The following is a 24,605-nucleotide window of genomic DNA, read 5'->3' as shown; positions in this document are numbered from 1 at the left end:
CTCACACGACCATGAACAGCACAGCGACGAAGATGCTGGCAGCCGAGAAGGTCATGGTCCGCGAGGACCAGGTGTTGAACCATTGTTGAAAACTGGCGAGGTCACGCTTGAGGGCAGTCGGTTGGCGGGTCCAGGACTGCTTGTCGAGGCGGAAGAACACGTAGATCTTCATCAGCGCGCCGACGATCTGGTTGTAATAGAGAATCAGCGGGTAGGCCGGGCCGACGTTGTGGCCGGAGCACAGCAGCATGACGGTGAGGATCAGGCGGGTGATGCCGATCCACAGCAGGTACACCAGCAGGAACGCCATGCCGAACTTGAGGCTGGCGATCACCGCCACGGTCAGGCCGAGCAGGCTGGTCCACATCGACACGCGCTGGTCGAACAGCACAATGCTGGTGAACAGGCCCAGGCGGCGCAGGCCAAGGCCCAGCGCACGGGAGTTCTGCCGCAGGTTGTTGCCGTACCAGCGGTACATCAGCTTGCGGCTGGCCTTGAGGAAGCTCTTTTCCGGCGGGTGTTCGACCGTGTTGATCGCGGCGTCCGGCACGTAGAAGGTGTCGTAGCCCAGGCGCATCAGGCTGAACCAGCTGGACTTGTCGTCACCGGTGAGGAACTTGAAGCGGCCCAGGCGCCAGTGCATCAGCGAGTCGCTTTCGACGTCGGCGATGAACTCGGGGTTGGTCACGACGCTTGCGCGGAACATCGACATGCGCCCGGTCATGGTCAGCACGCGCTTGGACAGGGCCATCGAGCACATGTTGATGTGGCGCTGGGCGAAGCGCAGCTTGTGCCACTCGCTCATGATGTAGCCGCCGCGCACTTCGCAGAACTCGTTGGTGGTTAGGCCGCCGACGTTGGGGAACAGCTTGAACCACGGCACGGTCTTGCGCACCACGCCTTCGCCGAGCACGGTGTCGCCGTCGATCACCGCGACCACGGCGTTTTCGTCCGGCAGCATCCGAGAGATGGCGCGGAAGCCATAGGCCAGGCCGTCGCGCTTGCCGGTACCGGCGATGCGCACGATGTCCAGTTTGACGTGGGCGGGCGGGTTGTAGCGGGCCCACAGGCTCTTCACCAGCAGTTCATCGGACATCTCCACCAGCGAGCAGACCACGGTGGTGGGGTAGCCGCATTCGATCGCCTCGCGGATTACCGAGCTGTACACCTGGGCAGTGGTCAGCGCTTCGATACGGAAGCTGGTGACCATCAGGTACACATGCGACGGTGCAGCGGCATCGCCCATCTTCTGCACCTTGCGGCGCAGGTACGGGTAGACGCCGTAGAGGAAGATCATGCCGCGGATGAAATGGGTGGCGCCCATGGAATAGCGCCAGATGCCGACTGCGCCGACCAGGAAGATGAAGTGCTTCGACTGCGAGTCGAAGATATCGGCTGGCAGGGCCAGGGCGATCAGCATGAGCAGGCTCATGTAGAGCAGCCACCCGGCGCACTGCAACAGCACTGTCTGGAGCCTTTGCATGTTCAGCATCCGTCGAGAATTCGGGAAAGGGTGGGCAGCGATGGTGGGGAGGCCACCGCTGCCCGGTCGGGCATTACCAGCAAATGCCTTCGGTACGGCTGGTGGTGCAGGTCGGCTTGCTCATGAAGCCGACCAGGTCGATCACTTGCTTGCCGGCCGGCGCTTGCTCGGCAAGGGCGCGGAACTGCTCGTCACGGTTGCCCAGGACGATGATGTCGGCGTTGGCGATGACCTTCTGGAAGTCGGCATTGAGCAACGACGAGACGTGCGGGATCTTCGACTCGATGTACTCCTTGTTCGCCCCGTGGACGCGGGCGTACTCGACGTTCTCGTCGTAGATGTCCAGCTGATAGCCCTTGCCGATCAGGCGCTCGGCCAGCTCTACCAGTGGGCTCTCGCGCAGGTCGTCGGTGCCGGCCTTGAAGCTCAGGCCGAGCAGGGCGACCTTGCGCTTGTCGTGGGCTTCGATCAGCTCGAAGGCGTTCTGCACCTGCGATTCGTTACTGCGCATCAGCGAGTCGAGCAGCGGTGCGCGTACGTCGAGGGAAGCTGCGCGGTAGGTGAGGGCGCGCACGTCTTTCGGCAGGCACGAACCACCGAAGGCGAAGCCAGGGCGCATGTAGTACTGCGACAGATTCAGCACCTTGTCCTGGCAGACCACGTCCATCACGTCACGGCCATCGACGCCGACGGCCTTGGCGATGTTGCCGATCTCGTTGGCGAAGGTGACTTTGGTGGCGTGCCACACGTTGCAGGTGTACTTGATCATCTCGGCCACTTCGATCGGCTTGCGGATGACCGGCGCGTCGAGCTCTTCGTACAGGGCCTGCAGCACGTCGCCGCTGGCCTTGTCCAGTTCACCGATGACGGTCATCGGTGGCTGGTCGTAGTCCTTGATCGCGGTGCTTTCGCGCAGGAATTCCGGGTTCACGGCAACGCCGAAGTCGACGCCGGCCTTTTTGCCCGAGCAGTCTTCGAGAATCGGGATGACCACGTTCTTCACGGTGCCCGGCAGCACGGTGCTGCGGACCACGATGGTGTGGCGGCGCTCGCTGTCGCGCAGCACGTAGCCGATTTCGCGGCACACCGACTCGATGTATTCCAGGCCCAGGTCGCCGTTCTTCTTGCTCGGGGTGCCGACGCAGATCATCGACACGTCGCTGGCGCGGATGGCCTCGGCGAAGTCGGTGGTGCCACGCAGGCGGCCATTGGCGATGCCTTGCTGCAGCAGTGCTTCCAGGCCAGGTTCGACGATGGGCGACTTGCCCTGATTGATCAGGTCGATCTTGGTCTTGGACACGTCCACACCAATCACGTCATGGCCTCGCGCCGTCAGGCAGCCTGCACAGACCGCACCCACATAACCCAAACCAAAGATGCTGATACGCATCGCTATCACCTCATGTGTTTATCACGCCAGCTCTTCCGGGAAGAGCCGGACTGGGTTGATTAACAACAGTTTTCGGGCGCACGGATCCATGGGCGAAAGCTCACTTCGCCGAGCGCAGGCATGAATAAATCCGTCGCGCACAAAGTTGTGCACTAAAAGTTGGCAGTAATAAGCCAGTATTTAAAAGGCGTGCCCTGTGATGCAGCCGTCTTTATTGCAAGGCGCTACTTGGCGCTTTGCTGTGCTTGTTCTTTCAAGTGGAAAAATCCTTTGAAATCAACCACTAGGACGAATTGTAAAGGGCGCGTCTGTCCTCCATGGACGGGGCCTTCGGGAGAACCCGTTGCACCGGTCTAACTTAAGGGGGCGGGTGCTAGTCACCTGCCGGTTGTCATCTGTAAGTCATCTCTCACACCCAATGGGCAGGAAATTCGTTACGGCACTATGAGCGATAGGTCGCAGGAGAAGTTCCTGAGGGGGTTCTGCTTCGATGAAAGATTTCTAAATAATTTTTCAGTGGCAAATACTTTCAAATTGATAGCACGCCACAGTTTCACCCCCAGTTATAAAGGACGAGACTGAAGCGCGGTGTTGTTATGCCACCATGAAAAAATATTTTTCAAAATTCGTCAAAAAAGTACGAACGGTCTTATGGCGTTTGGCGATAAAGGGATGGGTGTTGGATTTTTGGCGTCGGAATAATGACTGGATGGCAATTTGAATCTTGCCCCATTGCAGGGCTGAGGGGGGTGTTTTTTGTAGGAGCGGCCTTGTGTCGCGAAAGGGCCGCAAAGCGGCCCCAGGATTTTGACGTTCATGCAGAAATTGCTGGGGCCGCTTCGCGGCCCTTTCGCGACACAAGGCCGCTCCTACAAGGGGTGATCGCGCAGGAAAACGAGGTGATCCGGCTTCGATTGCTCGGCACTGTAGTAGTAACCCTGCACATCGAACTGCTTGAGCTGCTCCGGATCATTGACCCGTTCCTGGATCACGAAGCGGCTCATCATGCCGCGGGCCTTCTTGGCGTAGAAGCTGATGATCTTGTACTGGCCGTTCTTCAGGTCCTTGAAATCGACGTTGATCACCCGGCCCTTGAGCGCGCTGCGCTTCACCGCGCTGAAGTACTCGTTGCTGGCCAGGTTCAGCAACAGGTCGTCGCCCTGGTCGGCCAGTGCCTGGTTCAGCCATTCGCTGATGCGCGTGCCCCAGAAGGCATACAGGTCCTTGCCGCGGGCGTTGGCCAGTTTGGTGCCCATTTCCAGGCGGTAGGGCTGCATCAGGTCGAGCGGGCGCAGCAGGCCGTAAAGGCCGGAGAGCATGCGCAGGTGATCCTGGGCATAGCTGAAATCGTCCTCGCCGAGGGTTTCGGCATCCAGGCCGGTATACACGTCACCTTTGAACGCCAGCAGCGCCTGCTTGGCGTTGGCCGGGGTGAAGTCCGGAGTCCAGCTGCCGAAGCGCGCGGCATTGAGGCCGGCGAGCTTGTCGGACAGGTGCATCAGCTCGCTGATCTGCGCCGGCGACAGGTCGCGCAGCTGCAGGATCAGCTCCTGGGAATCGTCCAGGTATTGCGGCAGGGTGAAGCGCTCGGTCACCGGCGCGGTGTCGTAGTCGAGGGTCTTGGCGGGGGAAATCACCGTCAGCATCGGGTCGGCTCCTGGAATCGTGCGGTGAATTCTACGGTTCGCGGCCGCTAACGCCAAACTATGGCGACAATAGTCACAGACCATCGCTGAAGCAGGCGCTATAGTGCGCGTTTTGGCTGTCACGGAGAGACCGATCGTGCGCATTGCCGGGGCCTTGCTGGCCACCTTGTTGAGCCTGGCCGCCCAGGCCGCCCCCATGCCCCCGGCCAGCCTGGACCGCAGCCAGTGGCCCGAGCAGCTGGACAGCCCGGTGCTGTTCGACGTCGCCTCGCGGGCGGAGATCCTGTCATTTGCTCAGGTGCTGCATGAAAGCGAGCTACTCGACGATGGAGCATTGGCTGCGCGCTTGGGGCTGCGGCAGATCAACCTGCAGAAGATTCGTGCTGTGCGCGCGCAGATGTGGCAGCGTTTGTGGCAGGGCTACCAGCAGGCCCAGCGCAGTTGCGAGCAGGATGCCTCGTTCTGCTATCTGCTCGAATCCATGGCCGATTTGCGCACCAAAGCGGCGACATTCGCTACCGATGTCGGCACGTTCTACACCGGTTGGATCGAACCCAGCCATCAGTTCCATGTGCGTTATCTGGATGAGCAACTGCGCAAGGCCGCGTTGCTGCCGCAGACCAGCAGCGAGGTCGAGCGCCTGTCCAGCCGCGAGCGCAATGGCGACGAACTGAACGACCGCATGTTCCTGTTGACCTTCGTCGGTGGCCCGGGGCCCGATGGCGGTAGCACTGATGCGCTCACCGAATACCTGCGCAAGCAGAAGCTGCAGGGCACCTTCTTTGTCTTGGGCAATCGCCTGCAGCAGCGGCGAGACAATGGTGCGGCCAATGCGTTGGCCCAGCTCTATGCCGGCCAATGCGTGGGCATCCAGGGTTGGGAATATCGCTCCCACGCCCAGTGGCAAGGCTGGCAAGATTCGATCAAGCGCGCCCAGGCGCGGGTCCAGGCCGACCTGCCGGAGCAATACGTGCCGCTGTTCCGCCCGCCCTATGGCCAGCGCCGGGCTGACGGCGAAGCGTTCATGGCCAGCCAGCAGCTGCGGGTTTCGCTATGGGATATCGACGCTCAGGATGATGGCCCGCTCACTGCCGACGCTTCGGCCCAGCGGGTGGTGACCTTGATGCTGCTCTGGCGCAAGGGGGTGATCCAGTTCCATGACAGCCTGCCCAAGGCGCAGCCGGCGGTCGAGTGGTTGCTGCACAATACAGTGCAAAGCGGGATCGGCTGGGAGAACTGCCGCGATTACGCTTATCGCGAATAGAGGGTATGACTTCTGACTGTAGTCCCCTGCGGCGTTGCCGCCAAGCGCTCTTCGTCAATCGGAAAAATAAACTTCAAAATCTCGTAAAAATGCTTTTTTCGGTCATGGTTTTTGCGGTATGAAGAAACCAGACAGCCGATTCCTGCAGCACAGGTGGCGTCATCCACCCCACCTTGCCAGGTACGCTTCCCGCCCGTAGCAACGCGGATACGGGAAGAACGGCGGTCACTCTGCGGCGCACTACAGAGCGTGCCGTGTGGCTTCGACATAAGGTGACCGAGTATGGATGACCAAGGACGCAACCCTTCCTCCAGCAAGCCAATCCTCTATGTGCTCGATACCAACGTCCTGATTCACGACCCCAACGCATTACTCAACTTCGAGGAGCATCACGTCGCCATTCCGATGACGGTGCTGGAGGAACTCGACAAGCTCAAGACCGGTAAACAGACCATCGCCGCCGAATGTCGCCAGGCCATCCGCCTGATCGACCAGCTTCTCGGAGACGCTTCGCCCAGCGATGTCGAGCAGGGCGTGCCGATCCAGCGTGGCAAGAGCGGGCCCAAGGGGTTCCTGTCGATCCTGATGAGCCCGCGCAACGAGCCCAGCAAGCTGCTGCCGGAAAACCTCAACGACAACATCATCATCAATACCCTGTTCGAAGTCCGTAGCCGGCGCACCGACCTGGACGTGGTGCTGGTCACCAAAGACATCAACATGCGCCTGAAGGCGCGCGCCTGCGGGATCGCGGCAGAGGACTACAGCACCGACCAACTGGTTGACGACGTCTCCTTGCTCTCCAAGGGCTATCACTCGGTCACCGGGTCGTTCTGGGACCGGGTCAGCAAGGTCGATACCCGCCAGGAGCGTGGCCGTACCTGGCATCGGGTGCAGATGATCGACAACTTGCCGGCCGTGCACATCAACGAGTTCATCATTGATGAGCAAGGGTTCGTCGGCTGGGTAAAAGGCATCCGCAACGATGAGCTGCTGTTGCTCGACCTGCATCAGGAACCCTTGCTGCACCAGGAAGCCTGGGGCCTGAAGCCACGGGACATTCATCAGAGCCTGGCGCTGTTCGCCTTGCTCGACCCGGATATCCACCTGGTCAACCTGACCGGCGCTGCCGGCTCCGGCAAGACCATCCTGGCCCTGGCCGCAGCCATCGAACAGACCATGGTCAGCAAGCGCTACCGGCGCATCATCGCCACCCGCAGCGTGCAGGGGCTGGACCAGGAGATCGGTTTCCTGCCGGGCACCGAGGCGGAGAAGATGGAGCCTTGGCTGGGCGCCATCACCGACAACCTCGAAGCCTTGCACATGGATGATGAAAGCACCCATGGCAGCGTCGAGTACATCCTCGAACGCGTGCCGCTGCAGTTCAAGTCGCTGAACTACATCCGCGGGCGCAGCTTCCAGCAGAGCCTGATCCTGATCGACGAGTGCCAGAACCTCACGCCGCACCAGATGAAGACCATCATCACCCGGGCCGGCTCCGGCTCCAAGGTGGTGTGCCTGGGCAACCTGGCGCAGATCGACACCCCTTACCTGTCCGCGACCAGCTCGGGCCTGACCTACCTGACCGAGCGCTTCAAGGACTTCCCCCATGGCGTGCACATCACTCTGCAGGGTGTGCCACGTTCGGTGCTGGCCGAGTACGCCGAGTCTCACCTGTAACCCTCACAGCCGGGTGGCTCGCCGCCCGGCTTTTTTCCGCTGCGCAATCTTGACCCACGGGTTTACACTCTCTGTTCCCTTCACAGGAGCAGAGCAGTGCTGACTCATCTTGATTCCCAGGGGCGCGCCAACATGGTCGACGTCACTGAAAAGGCCGTGACCGAGCGCGAGGCCGTGGCCGAGGCGCGGGTGCGCATGTTGCCGCAGACTTTGCAGATGATCGTCGACGGCGAGCATCCCAAGGGCGATGTGTTCGCCGTGGCGCGCATTGCCGGTATCCAGGCGGCGAAGAAGACCAGTGATTTGATCCCGCTGTGCCACCCGCTGATGCTGACCAGCGTCAAAGTCGAACTGAGTGCCGACGGCGCGGATGCGGTGCATATTGTTGCCCGCTGCAAGCTGGCCGGGCAGACCGGCGTCGAGATGGAAGCGCTGACCGCCGCCAGTGTTGCCGCGCTGACGATCTACGACATGTGCAAGGCGGTGGACAAGGGCATGGTCATCGAGCAGGTACGCCTGCTGGAAAAGGTCGGTGGCAAGAGCGGGCACTACAAGGTGGAAGCGTGATGAAGGTCAAGGTGATGTACTTCGCCCGTTACCGCGAGCTGCTGGGCGTCGATGCCGAGCGCCTGGAAGGCGAGTTCAGGGTGGTCGACGATGTGCGCCAGGCACTGGTGGCCAAGGGTGGGCAGTACGCAGTGCTGGCCGAACAGAACCTGATGAGTGCGCGCAATGAAGAGCTGTGCAAGCTCGACGAGCCGCTGGAAGAGGGCGATGAAGTGGCGTTCTTCCCGCCGGTGACCGGAGGCTGAACATGGCAGTGCGAGTGCAACACGGGGCGTTCGACCCGGGGGCCGAGGTCAATGCCATGCATGCGGCCAATGTCGGCGTCGGCGCCGTGGTCGGTTTTGTCGGCTATGTGCGCGATTTCAACGATGGCCGTGACGTGGCGGGGATGTTCCTCGAGCATTACCCGGGCATGACCGAGAAGGCGCTGACCAGGATCGTGGTCGAGGCCGAGCAGCGTTGGCCGTTGCTCAAGGTCGAGGTGCTGCACCGCATCGGTGCGCTGGAGCCGGGTGAGCCGATCGTGTTTGTCGGCGTGGCCAGTGCCCATCGGCAGGCGGCGTTCGATGCCTGCAACTTCATCATGGACTACCTGAAGACCCGGGCGCCGTTCTGGAAGAAGGAAAATACCCAGGAGGGGCCAAGGTGGGTAGAAGGGAAGCAGAGTGACCAGGATGCGGCCGAGCGCTGGTAGTCCAGTCTGCGGCGACCCTTTGTGGGAGCGGCCTTGTGTCGCGAAAGGGCCGCACAGCGGCCCCAGGATTTCAGCTTTAATGCAAAGATTGCTGGGGCCGCTGCGCGGCCCTTTCGCGACACAAGGCCGCTCCCACAGGGATATGTAGCCCGCTGAGGGTCAGTGGTGTTTGCGCGGCACCGGTTTCAGCAGCTCATCCGGCGGCATCTCGCACTTGATCTTGCGCCCCAGCAGCTCTTCGATCGCCGGCAGCTGGTAGGAGTCATCCTCACCGGCAAAGCTGATCGACACACCGCTGGTACCGGCACGGCCAGTACGGCCGATGCGGTGCACGTAATCGTCCGGGTCTTCAGGCAGGGTGAAGTTGATCACATGGCTGATGCCGTCGATGTGAATCCCACGCCCGGCCACATCGGTCGCCACCAGCACAGTGATGCGCCCTTCGCGGAAGTTCTCCAGGGTACGAATACGCTTGTGTTGCGGTACGTCGCCGGACAACTGAGCGGCATTGATACCGTCGCGCACGAGTTTCTCCTCGATGCGCCGTACTTCGTCCTTGCGATTGGCGAACACCATCACCCGTTCCCACTTGTTCTGGGTCACCAGGTTGTACAGCAACTTGTACTTGTCGCTGCCGGCCACCGCATACACGTGTTGCTCGACCGTTTCGCTGGCGACGTTCTCCGGTTCGATCTCGACGATTGCCGGATTGGTGGTCCACTGCTTGGCCAGGTTCATCACGTCGTCGGTGAAGGTGGCGGAGAACAGCAGGGTCTGGCGTTCGCTCTTCGGCGGAGTCTGGCGGATGATCTGCCGTACCTGGGGTATGAAGCCCATGTCGAGCATGCGGTCAGCTTCATCCAGCACCATCACCTCGACCATGTCCAGGTGCACTTCGCCGCGCTGGTTGAAGTCCAGCAGACGGCCCGGGGTGGCTACCAGGATGTCGCAATGGCGGGCTTCCAGAGCCTTGAGCTGCTTGTCGAAGTCCATGCCACCGACGAAGCTCATCACGTTCAGGCCGGTGTATTTGGTCAGGGCCACGGCGTCCTTGGCGATCTGTACCACCAGCTCGCGGGTTGGCGCGATGATCAGCGCGCGCGGCTCGCCCATGTAGCGCTCTTTCGGCGGCGGCGTCTGCTGCAGCTGGGAAATGATCGAAATCAGGAATGCCGCCGTCTTGCCAGTACCGGTCTGGGCACGACCGATGGCGTCCTGGCCCGCCAGGGTGTAACCCAGCACCTGCGCCTGGATCGGCGTGCAGTAAGGGAAGCCGAGGTCGTGGATGGCGTGCATCAGCTCGTTGGAGAGCTTGAAGTCGTGGAAACGGGTCTTGCCTTCCTGTGGCTCGACCACGAAGTCTTCCGGCTTCCACAGGCTCGCCTGGGGCTTGGGCTTGCGTTCGCGGCGGGGTTTGTCCTTGGCCGGCTTGTCGGCGGGTGCAGGGGCATCGGCGGGGGCTTCTGCCTTGGCGGCCGGCTTGGTGGTGTGCTTGGCGCGGGGCGCGGCCGGTTTCGGTTCGGGCCGGGCCTCTGCGGTGGGGGCGGGCGCCGTTGGCGTCACACTGGCAGCAGGAGCGACGGCCTGTGGCGCGGCGTCTCCTTTGCCGAATATTTTCTTGAGTGCCTTGAGCACGATCGTCTCATCAACTGGTTAAGGAATGTACGCCGGGCAGTGTAATGCAAGATTTGGGCGCGGCGTAGCGGAAAACTCCCACAACTACAGGTGGGGTTGGCTTATTGCAATTGCTTGCTCAGCCAGTCGTGGATATCGCTCAGTTCCTCGACCACCACCTCGTGCTCCATCGGGTATTCGTGCCAGCGTGCGGCGACACCCCAGGTATTGAGGTATTCGAACGCGGTACGGCCCATGGACGGAATCACCACCGGGTCGTGCACGCCGTGCAGGCACAGGGCCGGGGTGCGTTGCTGGCAGGCGCTCAGCTGATGGCTGTCGGTGAAGGTCGGGGCGTAGGTGGACAGGGCGATCACGCCGCCCAGCGCTTCCTGCCACTTTATATAGGCAGTGTGCAGCACCACCGCACCGCCCTGGGAGAAACCGGCGAGGAAGATCCGCGACAGGTTGATGCCCTTGGCCTGCTCAGCCTTGATCAGGCCGATGATCTGCTTGGCGGATTCTTCCAGCTGCGCTTCGTCGATGGCGCGGGCCGGGGTCATGGCCTTGATGTCGTACCAGCTGGGCATGGCGTAGCCGCCGTTGATGGTCACCGGGCGGGTCGGCGCCTGGGGCATGACGAAGCGGGTGCTGGTCAACCGCTCCTGCATGAATTCGGCCACAGGTAGGAAGTCGTAACGGTCGGCACCCAGACCGTGCAACCAGATCACACAGGCGTCAGCGGTTTTCTGAGGTTCGAGAATCAGTGGGTTGGTCATGACTGCTCCGAAAGTGTGCGCGCCATTTAAAAAGGTGCGTGAAAAGAAGGCGTAGGAATTATCTGACAGAAAGAGAATGTCGCAACGATACAACTTTCCCTACTTGACGAGCGCTTAAACGCTACAGCCAACAAATCTGGTACGCGCTTTGCAATTCTTCATTCGATGCAAAGGGCAGGCCGTGACGGTAACACCCTTTGCACGCGAAGGCTGTCACAGAACAGCCCATTGCGCCAATTGACCCAAGAACAAGCCAACACGGGTCGGATGCGCCTCAAAAGGGTGCGGTGCAATTCCGGCTCATACAACAAGAGCAATTTGGAGGTTGTGAATGAAGATGTTGAAAACCACCCTGGCAGTCCTGACCGCTGCCGCTGCACTGGGCGCCGTGAGCACCGCCCAGGCCGGCGCCACCCTCGATGCGGTAAAGAAGAAGGGCTTCGTCCAGTGTGGCGTGAGCGACGGTCTTCCTGGCTTCTCGGTACCTGACAAGGAAGGCAAGATCGTCGGTATCGACGCCGATGTCTGCCGCGCCGTGGCCGCCGCCGTATTCGGCGACGCGACCAAGGTCAAGTTCAGCCAGCTCAACGCCAAGGAGCGCTTCACAGCGCTGCAGTCGGGCGAAGTCGACGTGCTGTCGCGCAACACCACCTGGACCAGCTCGCGTGATGCCGGCATGGGCCTGGTGTTTGCCGGCGTCACCTACTATGACGGCGTCGGTTTCCTGGTCAACAAGAAGCTCGGCGTTTCCAGCGCCAAGGAACTCGACGGCGCGACCATCTGCATCCAGGCCGGTACCACCACCGAGCTGAACGTGTCGGACTTCTTCCGTGCCAATGGCCTGAAGTACACCCCGATCACCTTCGACACCTCCGACGAAAGCGCCAAGTCGCTGGAGTCTGGCCGTTGCGACGTGCTGACCTCGGACAAGTCGCAGCTGTTCGCCCAGCGCTCCAAGCTGGCCGCACCGACCGACTACGTGGTGCTGCCGGAAACCATCTCCAAGGAGCCACTCGGCCCGGTGGTGCGTAAAGGCGACGAAGACTGGTTCAGTATCGTCAAGTGGACCCTGTTCGCCATGCTCAACGCTGAAGAGGCCGGCATCACCTCGAAGAACGTCGAGGCCGAGGCCAAGTCCACCAAGAACCCGGACGTCGCCCGCCTGCTGGGCGCGGACGGTGAATATGGCAAGGACCTCAAGCTGCCCAAAGACTGGGTAGTGCAGATCGTCAAGCAAGTCGGCAACTATGGCGAAGTGTTCGAGAAGAACCTGGGCCAGAGCACCGACCTGAAGATCGACCGTGGCATGAACGCCCTGTGGAACAACGGCGGCATCCAGTACGCGCCACCTGTGCGCTGATGGCTGCACCCTGCGGCGGCATCCCGCCGCCGCAGGTTGTTCGAATCCCTATTTTTCGGGGCACTTCATGCAAAATCAAATTGGCGCACCCAAGGGGCTGTCCCTGAACGACCCGCGTGTGCGCGCCTGGCTGTTCCAGATTCTCACGATAGTCTTCGTGGTGGGCCTGGGCTGGTACCTGTTCCACAACACCCAGACCAACCTGCAGCACCGGGGCATCACCTCGGGTTTCGACTTTCTCGAGCGTAGCGCCGGCTTCGGCATCGCCCAGCACCTGATTCCCTACGTGGAGTCCGACAGCTACGCGCGGGTGTTCGTCATCGGCCTGCTCAATACCCTGCTGGTGACGTTCATTGGCGTGATCCTGGCGACCGTTCTGGGTTTCATCATCGGTGTGGCGCGGCTGTCGCCGAACTGGATGATCAGCAAGCTGGCGACCGTGTATGTGGAAACCTTCCGCAACATCCCGCCACTGCTGCAGATCCTGTTCTGGTACTTCGCGGTGTTTCTGACCCTGCCGGGGCCCAAGGGCAGCATCAACATCGACGACACCTTCTTCATCAGCAACCGCGGCCTGAACATGCCCGGTGCGTCGATGGCGGAGGGCTTCTGGCCGTTCGTTGTTGCCCTGGTGCTGGCGTTGGTGGCGATCGTGGCGATGGTGCGTTACGCCAACAAGCGTTTCGACGAAACCGGCGAGCCGTTCCACAAGTTCTGGGTGGGGCTGGCGCTGCTGATCGTCATTCCAGGCGCCTGCGCGCTGCTGTTCGGCAGCCCGGTGCACTGGGAAGTACCGCAGCTCAAGGGCTTCAACTTCGTTGGCGGCTGGGTGCTGATCCCCGAGCTGCTGGCGCTGACCCTGGCGTTGACCATCTATACGGCGGCGTTCATTGCCGAGATCGTGCGTTCGGGCATTCGCTCAGTGAGCCATGGCCAGACCGAAGCGGCCCACTCGCTCGGCCTGCGCGATGGCCCGACCCTGCGCAAGGTGATCATCCCCCAGGCACTGCGGGTGATCATTCCGCCGCTGACCAGCCAGTACCTGAACCTGGCGAAGAACTCGTCGCTGGCGGCCGGTATCGGCTACCCGGAGATGGTCTCGCTGTTCGCCGGTACCGTGCTCAACCAGACCGGCCAGGCCATCGAGGTGATCGCCATCACCATGAGTGTCTATCTCGCCATCAGCATCAGCATTTCGCTGCTGATGAACTGGTACAACAAGCGCATCGCGCTGATCGAGCGGTGAGGATACGCCCGTGAATGCCCATGTTTTCAAACCCGACATGCCGCCACCGGTGAAAACCGTCGGCGTGCTCGCATGGATGCGTGCAAACCTGTTCTCCAGCTGGCTCAACACCCTGCTGACCCTGTTCGCCGTGTACCTGGTGTGGCTGATCGTACCGCCGCTGGTGCAGTGGGCGTTGATCGACGCTAACTGGGTCGGCACCACCCGCGCCGACTGCACCCAGTCGGGCGCCTGCTGGGTGTTCGTGCAGCAGCGCTTCGGCCAATTCATGTACGGCTACTACCCGGTCGAGCTGCGCTGGCGCGTAGACCTCACCGTGTGGCTGGCCGTGCTCGGCGCGGCGCCGCTGTTCATCAAGCGCTTCCCGCGCAAGGCCTTCTACGGCCTGGGCTTCCTGGTGCTGTACCCGGTCCTCGCCTACACCTTGCTGCACGGCGGCTTACTGGGCTTGAGCAACGTCGCCACCAGCCAGTGGGGCGGGCTGATGCTGACCCTGGTGATCGCCACCGTGGGCATCGTCGGCGCCTTGCCGCTGGGTATTCTGCTGGCCCTGGGACGGCGTTCGCGGATGCCGGCGGTGAAGGTGGTCTGCGTGACTTTCATCGAGTTCTGGCGCGGTGTGCCGCTGATCACCGTGCTGTTCATGTCATCGGTGATGCTGCCGCTGTTCCTGCCGGAAGGCATGAGCTTCGACAAACTGCTGCGGGCGATGATCGGGGTGATCCTGTTCCAGTCGGCGTATGTCGCCGAGGTGGTGCGCGGTGGTCTGCAGGCCATTCCCAAGGGCCAGTACGAAGCCGCCGCGGCCATGGGCCTGGGCTACTGGCGCTCGATGGGCCTGGTGATTCTGCCGCAGGCGCTCAAGCTGGTGATCCCCGGCATCGTCAACACCTTCATCGCCCTGTTCAAGGACACCAGCCTGGTGATCATCATCGGCCTGTTCGACCTGCTCAACAGCGTCAAGCAAGCCGCCGCTGACCCGGCCTGGCTGGGCATGGCCACCGAGGGCTATGTGTTCGCCGCCCTGGTGTTCTGGATTTTCTGTTTCGGTATGTCCCGCTACTCCATGCACCTGGAGCGCAAGCTGGACACTGGCCACAAGCGTTAGGAGTTTCGAAATGAGTGAAGCGATCAAGCAGCCTGCCGGCCCCGAAGGCATCATCCAGATGCAGGGCGTGAACAAGTGGTACGGCCAGTTCCATGTGCTCAAGGACATCAACCTGAACGTGCGCCAGGGCGAGCGCATCGTCCTGTGTGGCCCGTCCGGCTCGGGCAAGTCGACCACCATCCGCTGCCTCAACCGCCTGGAAGAGCACCAGCAGGGCCGCATCGTGGTCGATGGCGTGGAGCTGACCAACGACCTCAAGCAGATCGAGGCGATCCGCCGCGAGGTGGGCATGGTGTTCCAGCACTTCAACCTGTTCCCGCACCTGAGCATTCTGGAAAACTGCACCCTGGCGCCGATGTGGGTGCGCAAGATGCCGCGGCGCAAGGCCGAGGAAATCGCCATGCACTACCTGGAGCGGGTGCGTATTCCGGAGCAGGCCCACAAGTTCCCGGGGCAGCTGTCGGGTGGCCAGCAGCAGCGCGTGGCGATTGCCCGGGCGCTGTGCATGAAGCCGAAGATCATGCTCTTCGATGAGCCGACCTCGGCGCTGGACCCGGAAATGGTCAAGGAAGTGCTCGACACCATGGTCGGTTTGGCCGAGGACGGCATGACCATGCTCTGCGTGACCCACGAAATGGGCTTTGCCCGCACCGTGGCGAACCGGGTGATCTTCATGGACAAGGGGGAGATCGTCGAGCAGGCCGCGCCGGATGACTTCTTCGACCGCCCGCGCAGTGACCGGACCAAGCTGTTCCTCAGCCAGATCCTGCACTGATGCTGTTGGGGCCGCTCTGCGGCCCTTCGCGGGCTTGCCCGCGAAGGGCTGCAAAGCAGCCCCAATTCAAAGCCTTAGTTATCTTCCGGGTTGGCAGCCGGTGCCGGTGGCGGGCGCAGCCCCACCTCGGCAATCAGCTTCAGCTGCTGACCATTGCGCATCACCTCGATGGTGATCTTGTCGGTTGGCTTGATACGCGCCACCTGGTTCATCGACTTGCGCCCGTCACCGGCCGGTTCGCCGTTGATGCTCAGGATCACGTCACCCAGCTGCAACCCTGCTTTTTGCGCCGGGCCGTCGCGGAAGATACCGGCCACCACGATGCCTGGGCGGCCCTGCATGCCAAACGATTCGGCCAGTTCCTGGCTCAACGGTTGTACCTCGATGCCTAGCCAGCCGCGAATCACCTGGCCGTGTTCGACGATCGACTTCATCACTTCCAGCGCCAGCTTGATCGGGATGGCGAAGCCGATGCCCTGGGAGCCGCCGGACTTGGAGAAGATCGCGGTGTTGATGCCGACCAGGTTGCCATTGGCGTCGACCAGCGCACCCCCGGAGTTGCCCGGGTTGATCGCCGCGTCGGTCTGGATGAAGTCTTCGTAGTTGTTCAGGCCCAGCTGGTTGCGGCCGGTGGCACTGATGATGCCCATGGTCACGGTCTGGCCAACGCCGAACGGGTTACCGATGGCCAGCACCACATCACCGATGTGGATGTTGTCGGAGCGGCCGATGGTGATGGCTGGCAGGTTCTTCAGGTCGATCTTCAACACCGCCAGGTCGGTTTCCGGGTCGCTGCCGATGACCCGCGCCAGGGTTTCCCGGCCGTCCTTCAGGGCCACGACGATCTGGTCGGCTCCGCTGGTAACGTGGTTGTTGGTCAGCAGGTAGCCCTCGGGGCTCATGATCACCGCCGAACCCAGGCTCGACTCCCAACGGCGCTGCTTGGGCAGGTTGTCACCGAAGAAGCGGCGGAACTGCGGGTCTTCGAACAGCGGGTGGGCGGTCTTGTTCACCACCTTGGTGGTGTACAGGTTGACCACGGCCGGGGCGGCGAGGGTCACGGCGTCGGCGTAGGACACCGGGCCCTGCATGATCCGCGAGGTTTGCGGGGCTTGTTGCAGGTTGACGTCCTGGCTGGGCAGGCCGACCCACTCCGGGTAGCGCTGGATGATCAGTACGGCGATCAGAATACCGGTGAACAGGGGCCAGCCAAAGTAACGCAAAGCCTTGAACATGAACGAGTCCTGGAAAGAGCGGGGGCCGGTGGCCGCGCAGTGGGGCATGAGCGCGCGCGATCATACACCGGTTCCCCCGATGCCGGCGACGGCCCATAATGGCCGGCATTATACGGGCGTTCTGCAGGCGTTGCGCCCGAGAAAAGCGCAGATTTCGAGGAGATTTTCATGGCCGTCGCACTCAACACCCTGGTCGAGGAAGCCGAACGCTACCTGGGCAGCGCGAAGATCCAGGATTACTGCCCCAATGGCCTGCAGGTCGAGGGCCGTCCGCAGGTCAGCCGCATCGTCAGCGGCGTCACCGCCAGCCAGGCCTTGCTGGATGCCGCGGTCGAGGCCGGGGCCGACCTGATCCTGGTGCACCATGGTTACTTCTGGAAGGGCGAGAACCCGTGTGTTACCGGGATCCGTCAGCGCCGCTTGAAGACCTTGCTCAAGCACGACATCAGCCTGCTGGCGTTTCACCTGCCGCTGGATGTGCACCCTGAGGTTGGCAACAACGTGCAACTGGCGCGACAGTTGGACATCACTGTAGAAGGGCCGCTGGACCCGGAAAACCCCAAGGTGGTCGGGCTGGTCGGTTCGCTGGCCGAGCCTGTGACTGCCCGTGACTTCGCCCATCGGGTGCAGGCAGTGCTCGGGCGTGAGCCGTTGCTGGTGGAAGGCGACGAGATGATTCGCCGGGTCGGCTGGTGCACCGGCGGCGGGCAGGGCTACATCGATACGGCGATTGCGGCGGGGGTGGACCTGTACCTCACTGGCGAGGCGTCCGAACAGACCTATCACAGCGCCCGGGAGAACGGTGTCAGCTTCGTTGCCGCGGGGCACCATGCCACTGAGCGGTATGGCGTGCAGGCCCTGGGTGATTACCTGGCGCGGCGCTTCGCCCTGGAGCACCTGTTCATCGATTGCCCTAATCCCATCTGAGATTGGCGTCGCCTGCTTCGCGGGTAAACCCGCTCCCACAGGGATCGCACACACCTGTGGGAGCGGGTCTACCCGCGAAGAGGCCTGTCCTGCCGAGCCAAACCCCCAGTCATATCGTTAGACTTTTTCGATCTAGCCCGCCTCCTAAATAGAAGCAGCCGCTGTGATAAAGTGGCTCGCTCGAACACGGCCCGCAGGCCGTCCATAAGATCGTTTTTCGTGTTTTTTCGTGAGTAGCCATGGTCGACAAACTGACGCACTTGAAACAGCTGGAGGCGGAGAGCATCCACATCATCCGCGAGGTGGCCGCCGAGTTCGATAACCCGGTGATGCTGTACTCGATCGGCAAGGATTCCGCCGTGATGCTGCACCTGGCGCGCAAGGCCTTCTTCCCGGGCAAGCTGCCGTTCCCGGTGATGCACGTCGACACCCAGTGGAAATTCCAGGAGATGTACAGCTTCCGCGACAAGATGGTCGAGGAAATGGGCCTGGAGCTGATCACCCACGTCAACCCTGAGGGTGTGGCGCAGGGCATCAACCCGTTCACCCATGGCAGCTCCAAGCACACCGACATCATGAAGACCCAGGGCCTCAAGCAGGCGCTGGACAAGCATGGTTTCGACGCCGCCTTCGGTGGCGCGCGCCGCGACGAAGAGAAGTCGCGGGCCAAGGAGCGTGTGTACTCGTTCCGTGACAGCAAGCACCGCTGGGACCCGAAAAACCAGCGCCCGGAGCTGTGGAACGTCTACAACGGCAAGGTCAACAAGGGCGAGTCGATCCGCGTCTTCCCGCTGTCGAACTGGACCGAACTGGACATCTGGCAGTACATCTACCTCGAAGGCATCCCGATCGTGCCGCTGTACTTCGCCGCCGAGCGTGAAGTCATCGAGAAGAACGGCACCCTGATCATGATCGACGACGAGCGCATCCTCGAGCACCTGTCCGAGGAAGAGAAGGCGCGCATCGTCAAGAAGAAGGTGCGTTTCCGTACCCTCGGCTGCTACCCGCTGACGGGCGCTGTCGAGTCGGAAGCCGAGACCCTGACGGACATCATTCAGGAAATGCTCCTGACCCGTACGTCCGAACGCCAGGGCCGCGTCATCGACCACGATGGCGCCGGTTCCATGGAAGACAAGAAACGCCAAGGCTACTTCTAATTTCAGGGTTACTCCATGTCGCACCAATCTGATCTGATCAGCGAGGACATCCTCGCCTACCTGGCCCAGCACGAGCGCAAGGAACTGCTGCGCTTCCTGACCTGCGGCAACGTCGACGATGGCAAGAGCACCCTGATCGGGCGCCTGCTGCACGACTCGAAGATGATCTACGAGGACCACCTCGAGGCCATCACCCGTGATTCGAAGAAAGTCGGCACCACCGGCGAAGAAGTCGACCTGGCGCTGCTGGTCGATGGCCTGCAGGCCGAGCGCGAGCAGGGCATCACCATCGATGTCGCCTACCGCTACTTCTCCACCGCCAAGCGCAAGTTCATCATCGCCGACACCCCGGGCCACGAGCAGTACACCCGCAACATGGCCACTGGCGCGTCCACCTGCGACCTGGCGATCATCCTGGTCGATGCCCGCTACGGTGTGCAGACCCAGACCCGTCGCCACAGCTACATCGCATCCTTGCTGGGCATCAAGCACATCGTGGTCGCGGTCAACAAGATGGACCTCAAAGGCTTCGATGAAGGCGTGTTCGAGTCGATCAAGGCCGACTACCTGAAGTTTGCCGACGCCATCAACCTGAAGCCGAGCAGCCTGCACTTCGTACCGATGTCGGCGCTCAAGGGTGACAACGTGGTCAACCACAGCGAGCAGTCGCCGTGGTACGCCGGCCCGACGCTGATGGAAATCCTTGAAACCGTCGAAGTTTCGGCCGACCGCAACTTCACCGATCTGCGCTTCCCGGTGCAGTACGTCAACCGCCCGAACCTGAACTTCCGCGGCTTCGCCGGCACTATCGCCAGCGGCGTGGTGCACAAGGGTGACGAAGTGGTGGTGCTGCCGTCGGGCAAGAGCAGCCGGGTCAAGTCCATCGTCACCTACGAAGGTGAACTGGAAAACGCCGGCCCAGGCCAGGCCGTGACCCTGACCATGGAAGACGAGATCGACATCTCCCGCGGCGACCTGCTGGTGCACGCCGATAACGTGCCGCCAGTCACCGACCAGTTCGACGCCATGCTGGTGTGGATGGCCGAGGAGCCGATGCTCCCAGGCAAGAAGTACGACATCAAGCGGGCCACCAGCTATGTGCCGGGCTCGATTGCCAGCATCACCCACAAGGTCGATGTGAACACCCTGGAGCAGGGCGCTGCCAGCGCGCTGCAACTGAACGAGATCGGCCGCGTCAAGGTGGCTCTGGACACCTCGATCGCCCTGGACGGTTACGACAGCAACCGCACCACCGGTGCGTTCATCGTCATCGACCGCCTGACCAACGGCACCGTCGGCGCCGGCATGATCATCGCGCCGCCAGTCCTGCCGCACGGCGGCACTGGCCAGCATGGCAAGCTCGCACACGTGGCCACCGAAGAGCGCGCCCTGCGCTTCGGCCAGCAACCGGCCACCGTGCTGTTCAGCGGCCTGTCCGGCGCTGGCAAGAGCACCCTGGCCTACGCCGTCGAGCGCAAGCTGTTCGACATGGGCCGTGCAGTGTACGTGCTCGATGGCCAGAACCTGCGCCACGACCTTAACAAGGGCCTGCCACAGGACCGCGCCGGCCGCACCGAGAACTGGCGCCGTGCCGCCCATGTGGCGCGCCAGTTCAACGAAGCCGGCCTGCTGACCCTGGCTGCGTTCGTCGCCCCAGATGCCGAAGGCCGCGAGCAGGCCAAGGCGCTGATCGGCAAGGAGCGCCTGGTGACCGTTTACGTTCAGGCCTCGCCGCTGGCGTGCCGCGAGCGTGACCCACAGGGCCTGTATGCGGCCGGTGGCGACAACATCCCGGGCGAAAGCTTCCCGTTCGATGTGCCGCTGGATGCTGACCTGGTGATCGATACCCAGAACACCAGTGTTGAAGAAGGCGTGAAGCAGGTGCTGGATGTGCTGCGTCAGCGTGGCGCGATCTAAGTATTGCTGCTTGTGAAAAACCCCGCTTCGGCGGGGTTTTTTGTATCTGTGAAGTCAGCACAAGCTTTACATATGGACTAATTGACAAGTTGACATGAGTGGTGCGGCGCCTTTAGCCTATGGGCACAGGGGCTATTCAGGCCCTGAGGAGGAACCATGAGTGTGGTCACCCACGATGCCATTCATCCTGCGCTCGCTCATATCGAGGCCGCCAAGGCGGCATTGCGGGAGCGCTTCGAGGAGCATCTTGCGCGAGCGTCGGCGGCGGTAGTGCTAAAAGCCGTGGCGCTTGCGGACGAGAAGGCTTTTGCTGCGCTCGCCAAGGTCGAAGTTGAAGCCAAGCGCAGTATTGCAACGCGCAATCAGGAAGCTGTGGCCAGGATGAAGGCACGTGCCTTTGAACGGGTAGACAGCCGCTGTGAACTGCTCGATGCCAAAGCAGCCTGCGAAATCCTGGGCATTACCAAGCAAGCGCTGAGTCAGAAGACCAAGGCGGGTAAACTCTTGGCGTATACCAACACGGGCAACCGCAGAAAGTTCTACCCTGCGTTTCAGTTTGTCGAAAACAAGCCAAGGTTGATTATTGAAGCATTGATCAGGTCGCTTGATGTCGACCCCGCCGATACCGAAGCCATGAACACGCTTGTTCAGCATCTGGTCGGCAGAATGGATTATTCCGACCCAGGCGAACCTGGCAACGTGTTGCCCCGATTCGAAGTGCTGGATGATCCTGCAGCTCTGGACATCATCAAGCGTGATTACCGGAATGCGCTGATGACAGGGCAGTGAGAACGGGCCTCATGAGAGGCCCGCATTGTTCCTTACTCCAGGACTACACCCAAGCTCTCCAGGAACTCTACTGCTGTCTCGCCATTCGATAGCAGGGCTTCCATTACAAGCTGGTGGCTTACCGCATCGACTTGGCACTCACGGCCTTCGAACAAGACAAGGTTTCCTCCGAGCAATCGCGGTGGTATGCGCTGGTAGCGCTGAATGAATGGCATATGTTAACTAGCCCTTTTTGCCCTCGAGCGACTTGTAGTGCCGGTCATAGTCACTATGGCGTTCGCAACCTTGCTTGTAAGGATCCATGTCGCAGGCGAACTTCTGCTCCTGCAGATTAGGCAGAATGAGGATCCTGCCGTCGGCACAACCGGATAGAAGCAGCATCAATATCCATACAGACTTGTTCATTGCACGTCCTTGAACAGGGGAAGTCCCTTAGATTTTCGCCAGGCGATGATGCGTGCGATCACGCCCACGGCGCAGCCCTCCAGTTCGTTTGCCGGGTAGTAGAGGAGGTCGGAACCATCCGGGTGTTCGGCCATCTCGATAAAGTGTTCGAGTAATCGATCTTGCCAGGAAGAGGTGCCAGAGGCCTGTAGCAGTTCGTCAACTACTGCCCTGAATTCGGCACAGGTGTAGTCGGCAAGGGAGTGTTTTCGACTGATCACCACTCCACCTCCGAAGACAGCGCGTACTGCAGGGCGCTCATGATCCGCAGGTTTTCTGCATCATAGATCCCACCGCCGAACTCGGGTGGGTTGAGGTGGCAGAGTTGGTAAGAACGGAGGCCGTTTACGGTTTCGCCAAAGGGCGCGCGGGGCGGCCAGCCTTGCTTGATACGGTTCAGTTGCGAGGGAATGAATTGTTGGGAAAAGACGGGGTCTTCGGCGATTGCCAGCCAGAAGGCTTGGGAGAAATCGTCGAAGCTGTGGAAGGTATGTTTTGCCAGTTTTTCTGCGATGTGACTGGGTAGCTGAAGTGCCATGTCAGCGCATCTCTCTTGATGGATGCTGAGATCATCGCCTCGGTTGTCCAGTAGGGAAATATTCAGGGTGCTATGTACGGCGTAAGGCTTTTTTTATTTGTTTGTAGGACCAGTCCCCAGCGGCGTAATCGCATGCTCAAATATGGGTTTCTGATACCGGAATCACTCGTTTTTCCTTGACCGCCTTATAGGAAAAACTCGAATAAATCTCCTTCACCCCCGGCAATCGCTGCAGCACTTCCCGGGTAAATTCCCCAAACGACTCCAGATCCCTCGCCAGGATTTCCAACAGAAAGTCATACCGTCCGGATATGTTGTGGCAAGACACGATCTCGGGAATCTCCATCAGCCTTTGCTCGAACGCCAAAGCCATGTCCTTGGTATGCGAGTCCATCATGATGCTGACAAACGCCGTCACCCCAAACCCCAGCGACTTGGGCGACAAGATGGCCTGGTAACCGGTGATGTAGCCGTTGTCCTCCAGCAGTTTGACCCGTCGCCAGCAAGGCGAGGTAGTCAGCGCAACCTGGTCGGCGAGTTCGGAGATGGTCAGGCGGGCATTGTCCTGCAGGGCCGCGAGCAGGGCGCGGTCGGTACGGTCGAGGCTTGAAGGCATGATTTGCCCTCCTGGTGTTGTATTTGTTGTTTTCATTCCAAAACAGGCGCGAATGCGTGGGCAATTTTGGAAAAATTCAGGCAGCTCGGTGGCATAAGCTTATAACAAACCACCAGAGGCTGTTGCCATGCGCGACTCCCATAACAACACCGGTTTTTCCACCCGCGCCATCCATCATGGCTACGACCCGCTTTCCCACGGCGGCGCCCTGGTGCCACCGGTTTACCAGACCGCAACCTATGCCTTCCCCAGCGTTGAATACGGCGCCGCGTGCTTTGCCGGGGAGGAGGGCGGGCACTTCTACAGCCGTATTTCAAACCCGACTTTGGCGTTGCTGGAGCAGCGCATGGCGTCACTGGAAGGGGGCGAGGCAGGCCTGGCGCTGGCGTCGGGCATGGGGGCCATCACCTCGACGCTATGGACCCTGCTGCGCTCCGGCGACGAGCTGATTGTCGGGCGCACGGTGTATGGCTGCACCTTCGCCTACATGCACCATGGCATCGGTGAGTTCGGGGTGAAGGTGCGCCATGTCGACCTCAATGACACCAAGGCGCTGAAGGCGGCGATCACCCACAAGACCCGGATGATCTACTTCGAAACCCCGGCCAACCCGAACATGCAACTGGTCGATATCGCGGCAGTGGCCGAAGCGGCGCGGGGGCATGACCTGCATATCGTGGTCGACAACACCTATTGCACGCCTTACCTGCAACGGCCATTGGAGCTGGGGGCTGACCTGGTCGTGCATTCGGCGACCAAGTACCTCAGTGGCCACGGCGATATCACGGCAGGGTTGGTGATCGGGCGCAAGGCGCTGGTGGACCGGATTCGTCTGGAAGGCCTCAAGGACATGACTGGCGCGGTGCTGTCGCCGCACGATGCCTCGCTGTTGATGCGTGGCATCAAGACGCTCGCGTTGCGCATGGACCGTCACTGTGCGAATGCCCAGCGGGTCGCCGAGTTCCTCGCGCGTCAGCCGCAGGTGGAGCTGATTCAATATCCTGGGCTGCCATCGTTTGGCCAATACGAACTGGCGCAGCGGCAGATGCGCTTGCCGGGTGGGATGATTGCTTTCGAGCTCAAGGGCGGGATCGAGGCCGGTCGGCGCTTCATGAATGCGCTGCAACTGTTTGTCCGGGCGGTGAGCCTGGGTGATGCCGAATCGCTGGCGCAGCATCCGGCGAGCATGACCCATTCCAGCTATACCCCCGACGAGCGGGCGCATCATGGTATTTCGGAGGGCCTGGTGCGGTTGTCGGTGGGGCTGGAGGATGTGGAGGATCTGCTGGCGGATGTGGGGCAGGCATTGATGGCTTGCAGCTAGGTTGCCTCTCAGGCCTCTTCGCGGGCACGCCCGCTCCCACAGAGATCGCGCAGCC

Annotated in this window: 24 protein-coding genes; 14 read left to right on the top strand and 10 right to left on the bottom strand. The window is 61.4% G+C overall.

What is annotated here, in order from left to right:
* Window position 1: 1 nt before the first annotated feature.
* From N430_RS09675 to yaaA, 3 genes are all read right to left on the bottom strand, one after another.
* The gene (locus N430_RS09675; protein WP_178083377.1) at window positions 2-1,483 is read right to left on the bottom strand and encodes a glycosyltransferase family 2 protein; all 1,482 of its coding nucleotides are present in this window, start codon (window positions 1,481-1,483) and stop codon (window positions 2-4) included.
* Window positions 1,484-1,556: 73 nt separating this feature from the next.
* The gene (locus tag N430_RS09670) at window positions 1,557-2,873 is read right to left on the bottom strand and encodes a nucleotide sugar dehydrogenase (RefSeq protein ID WP_079226607.1); all 1,317 of its coding nucleotides are present in this window, start codon (window positions 2,871-2,873) and stop codon (window positions 1,557-1,559) included.
* Between the two features lie 869 nt (window positions 2,874-3,742).
* Window positions 3,743-4,519 (bottom strand): peroxide stress protein YaaA, encoded by a 777-nt coding sequence (yaaA, locus tag N430_RS09665; protein ID WP_110635696.1) that lies wholly within the window; start codon window positions 4,517-4,519, stop codon window positions 3,743-3,745.
* A 136-nt stretch (window positions 4,520-4,655) separates the two neighbouring features.
* Between yaaA and N430_RS09660 the strand changes: the two genes are divergently transcribed.
* From N430_RS09660 to moaE, 5 genes are all read left to right on the top strand, one after another.
* Window positions 4,656-5,783, top strand: coding sequence for a polysaccharide deacetylase family protein (locus N430_RS09660; RefSeq protein WP_110635699.1), 1,128 nt, complete (start codon window positions 4,656-4,658; stop codon window positions 5,781-5,783).
* Between the two features lie 282 nt (window positions 5,784-6,065).
* Window positions 6,066-7,460 carry a PhoH family protein gene (locus tag N430_RS09655; protein WP_110635702.1) on the top strand — a complete coding sequence of 465 codons (1,395 nt, stop codon included), beginning with the start codon at window positions 6,066-6,068 and terminating at the stop codon, window positions 7,458-7,460.
* Window positions 7,461-7,556: 96 nt separating this feature from the next.
* Entirely contained in the window at window positions 7,557-8,027 is a 471-nt protein-coding gene (moaC, locus tag N430_RS09650) for a cyclic pyranopterin monophosphate synthase MoaC (protein WP_110635704.1), read from the top strand.
* Window positions 8,027-8,272: a molybdopterin converting factor subunit 1 gene (gene moaD, locus N430_RS09645; protein ID WP_110635707.1), complete on the top strand. Its 246-nt coding sequence runs from the start codon at window positions 8,027-8,029 to the stop codon at window positions 8,270-8,272. Before moaC ends, moaD begins: the two co-directional genes overlap by 1 nt.
* 2 nt (window positions 8,273-8,274) lie before the next feature.
* Window positions 8,275-8,721, top strand: coding sequence for a molybdopterin synthase catalytic subunit MoaE (gene moaE, locus N430_RS09640; RefSeq protein WP_110635710.1), 447 nt, complete (start codon window positions 8,275-8,277; stop codon window positions 8,719-8,721).
* 159 nt (window positions 8,722-8,880) lie between these two features.
* On the opposite strand, the gene rhlB is transcribed toward moaE, so the two are convergent.
* Both rhlB and N430_RS09625 read right to left on the bottom strand, forming a co-directional pair.
* Window positions 8,881-10,356: an ATP-dependent RNA helicase RhlB gene (gene rhlB, locus N430_RS09630; RefSeq protein WP_110635715.1), complete on the bottom strand. Its 1,476-nt coding sequence runs from the start codon at window positions 10,354-10,356 to the stop codon at window positions 8,881-8,883.
* A gap of 101 nt (window positions 10,357-10,457) precedes the next feature.
* Window positions 10,458-11,114, bottom strand: a complete 657-nt coding sequence (locus N430_RS09625) for an alpha/beta hydrolase (RefSeq protein WP_110635718.1) — start codon at window positions 11,112-11,114, stop codon at window positions 10,458-10,460.
* 331 nt (window positions 11,115-11,445) lie between these two features.
* Between N430_RS09625 and N430_RS09620 the strand changes: the two genes are divergently transcribed.
* The 4 genes from N430_RS09620 to N430_RS09605 all read left to right on the top strand — a co-directional run bounded on the left by N430_RS09620 (window position 11,446) and on the right by N430_RS09605 (window position 15,603).
* Window positions 11,446-12,474, top strand: a complete 1,029-nt coding sequence (locus tag N430_RS09620; RefSeq protein WP_110635721.1) for an amino acid ABC transporter substrate-binding protein — start codon at window positions 11,446-11,448, stop codon at window positions 12,472-12,474.
* 67 nt (window positions 12,475-12,541) lie between these two features.
* Window positions 12,542-13,720, top strand: a complete 1,179-nt coding sequence (locus N430_RS09615; RefSeq protein WP_110635724.1) for an amino acid ABC transporter permease — start codon at window positions 12,542-12,544, stop codon at window positions 13,718-13,720.
* A gap of 10 nt (window positions 13,721-13,730) precedes the next feature.
* Window positions 13,731-14,828 carry an amino acid ABC transporter permease gene (locus N430_RS09610; RefSeq protein ID WP_110635728.1) on the top strand — a complete coding sequence of 366 codons (1,098 nt, stop codon included), beginning with the start codon at window positions 13,731-13,733 and terminating at the stop codon, window positions 14,826-14,828.
* Window positions 14,829-14,838: 10 nt separating this feature from the next.
* Window positions 14,839-15,603, top strand: coding sequence for an amino acid ABC transporter ATP-binding protein (locus N430_RS09605; RefSeq protein WP_027918029.1), 765 nt, complete (start codon window positions 14,839-14,841; stop codon window positions 15,601-15,603).
* A 74-nt stretch (window positions 15,604-15,677) separates the two neighbouring features.
* Here N430_RS09605 and algW read toward each other — a convergent pair whose 3' ends face one another.
* Complete coding sequence (gene algW / locus N430_RS09600; RefSeq protein ID WP_110635730.1) at window positions 15,678-16,838, bottom strand: Do family serine endopeptidase AlgW; 1,161 nt, start codon at window positions 16,836-16,838, stop codon at window positions 15,678-15,680.
* Window positions 16,839-17,006: 168 nt separating this feature from the next.
* Between algW and N430_RS09595 the strand changes: the two genes are divergently transcribed.
* The 4 genes from N430_RS09595 to N430_RS09580 all read left to right on the top strand — a co-directional run bounded on the left by N430_RS09595 (window position 17,007) and on the right by N430_RS09580 (window position 21,628).
* Window positions 17,007-17,765 carry a Nif3-like dinuclear metal center hexameric protein gene (locus N430_RS09595; RefSeq protein ID WP_110635733.1) on the top strand — a complete coding sequence of 253 codons (759 nt, stop codon included), beginning with the start codon at window positions 17,007-17,009 and terminating at the stop codon, window positions 17,763-17,765.
* 239 nt (window positions 17,766-18,004) lie between these two features.
* Complete coding sequence (gene cysD / locus N430_RS09590) at window positions 18,005-18,922, top strand: sulfate adenylyltransferase subunit CysD (protein ID WP_003251799.1); 918 nt, start codon at window positions 18,005-18,007, stop codon at window positions 18,920-18,922.
* 15 nt (window positions 18,923-18,937) lie between these two features.
* The gene (cysN, locus tag N430_RS09585; protein WP_110635736.1) at window positions 18,938-20,839 is read left to right on the top strand and encodes a sulfate adenylyltransferase subunit CysN; all 1,902 of its coding nucleotides are present in this window, start codon (window positions 18,938-18,940) and stop codon (window positions 20,837-20,839) included.
* A gap of 156 nt (window positions 20,840-20,995) precedes the next feature.
* Complete coding sequence (locus N430_RS09580; protein ID WP_178083376.1) at window positions 20,996-21,628, top strand: hypothetical protein; 633 nt, start codon at window positions 20,996-20,998, stop codon at window positions 21,626-21,628.
* A 222-nt stretch (window positions 21,629-21,850) separates the two neighbouring features.
* Here the strand turns inward: N430_RS09580 and N430_RS09575 are convergent, their stop codons facing one another.
* The 4 genes from N430_RS09575 to N430_RS09560 form a co-directional block, all read right to left on the bottom strand.
* Window positions 21,851-22,033, bottom strand: a complete 183-nt coding sequence (locus N430_RS09575; protein ID WP_110635739.1) for a hypothetical protein — start codon at window positions 22,031-22,033, stop codon at window positions 21,851-21,853.
* A complete protein-coding gene (locus N430_RS09570) occupies window positions 22,030-22,293 on the bottom strand; it encodes a bacteriocin immunity protein (protein WP_110636254.1) in 264 nt (87 codons plus the stop codon). The genes N430_RS09575 and N430_RS09570 overlap by 4 nt, the downstream gene beginning before the upstream one ends.
* Window positions 22,290-22,610 (bottom strand): S-type pyocin, encoded by a 321-nt coding sequence (locus tag N430_RS09565; protein ID WP_110635741.1) that lies wholly within the window; start codon window positions 22,608-22,610, stop codon window positions 22,290-22,292. Before N430_RS09565 ends, N430_RS09570 begins: the two co-directional genes overlap by 4 nt.
* Before the next feature lie 136 nt (window positions 22,611-22,746).
* Window positions 22,747-23,226: an Lrp/AsnC family transcriptional regulator gene (locus tag N430_RS09560; protein ID WP_110635746.1), complete on the bottom strand. Its 480-nt coding sequence runs from the start codon at window positions 23,224-23,226 to the stop codon at window positions 22,747-22,749.
* A gap of 127 nt (window positions 23,227-23,353) precedes the next feature.
* Between N430_RS09560 and N430_RS09555 the strand changes: the two genes are divergently transcribed.
* A complete protein-coding gene (locus tag N430_RS09555; RefSeq protein WP_110635749.1) occupies window positions 23,354-24,550 on the top strand; it encodes a methionine gamma-lyase in 1,197 nt (398 codons plus the stop codon).
* Window positions 24,551-24,605: the final 55 nt, after the last annotated feature.

Source organism: Pseudomonas sp. CC120222-01a (genome assembly GCF_003097235.1).
In the GTDB taxonomy this organism is placed as follows: domain Bacteria; phylum Pseudomonadota; class Gammaproteobacteria; order Pseudomonadales; family Pseudomonadaceae; genus Aquipseudomonas.
This window is presented reverse-complemented; position numbering and strand designations above follow the sequence as displayed.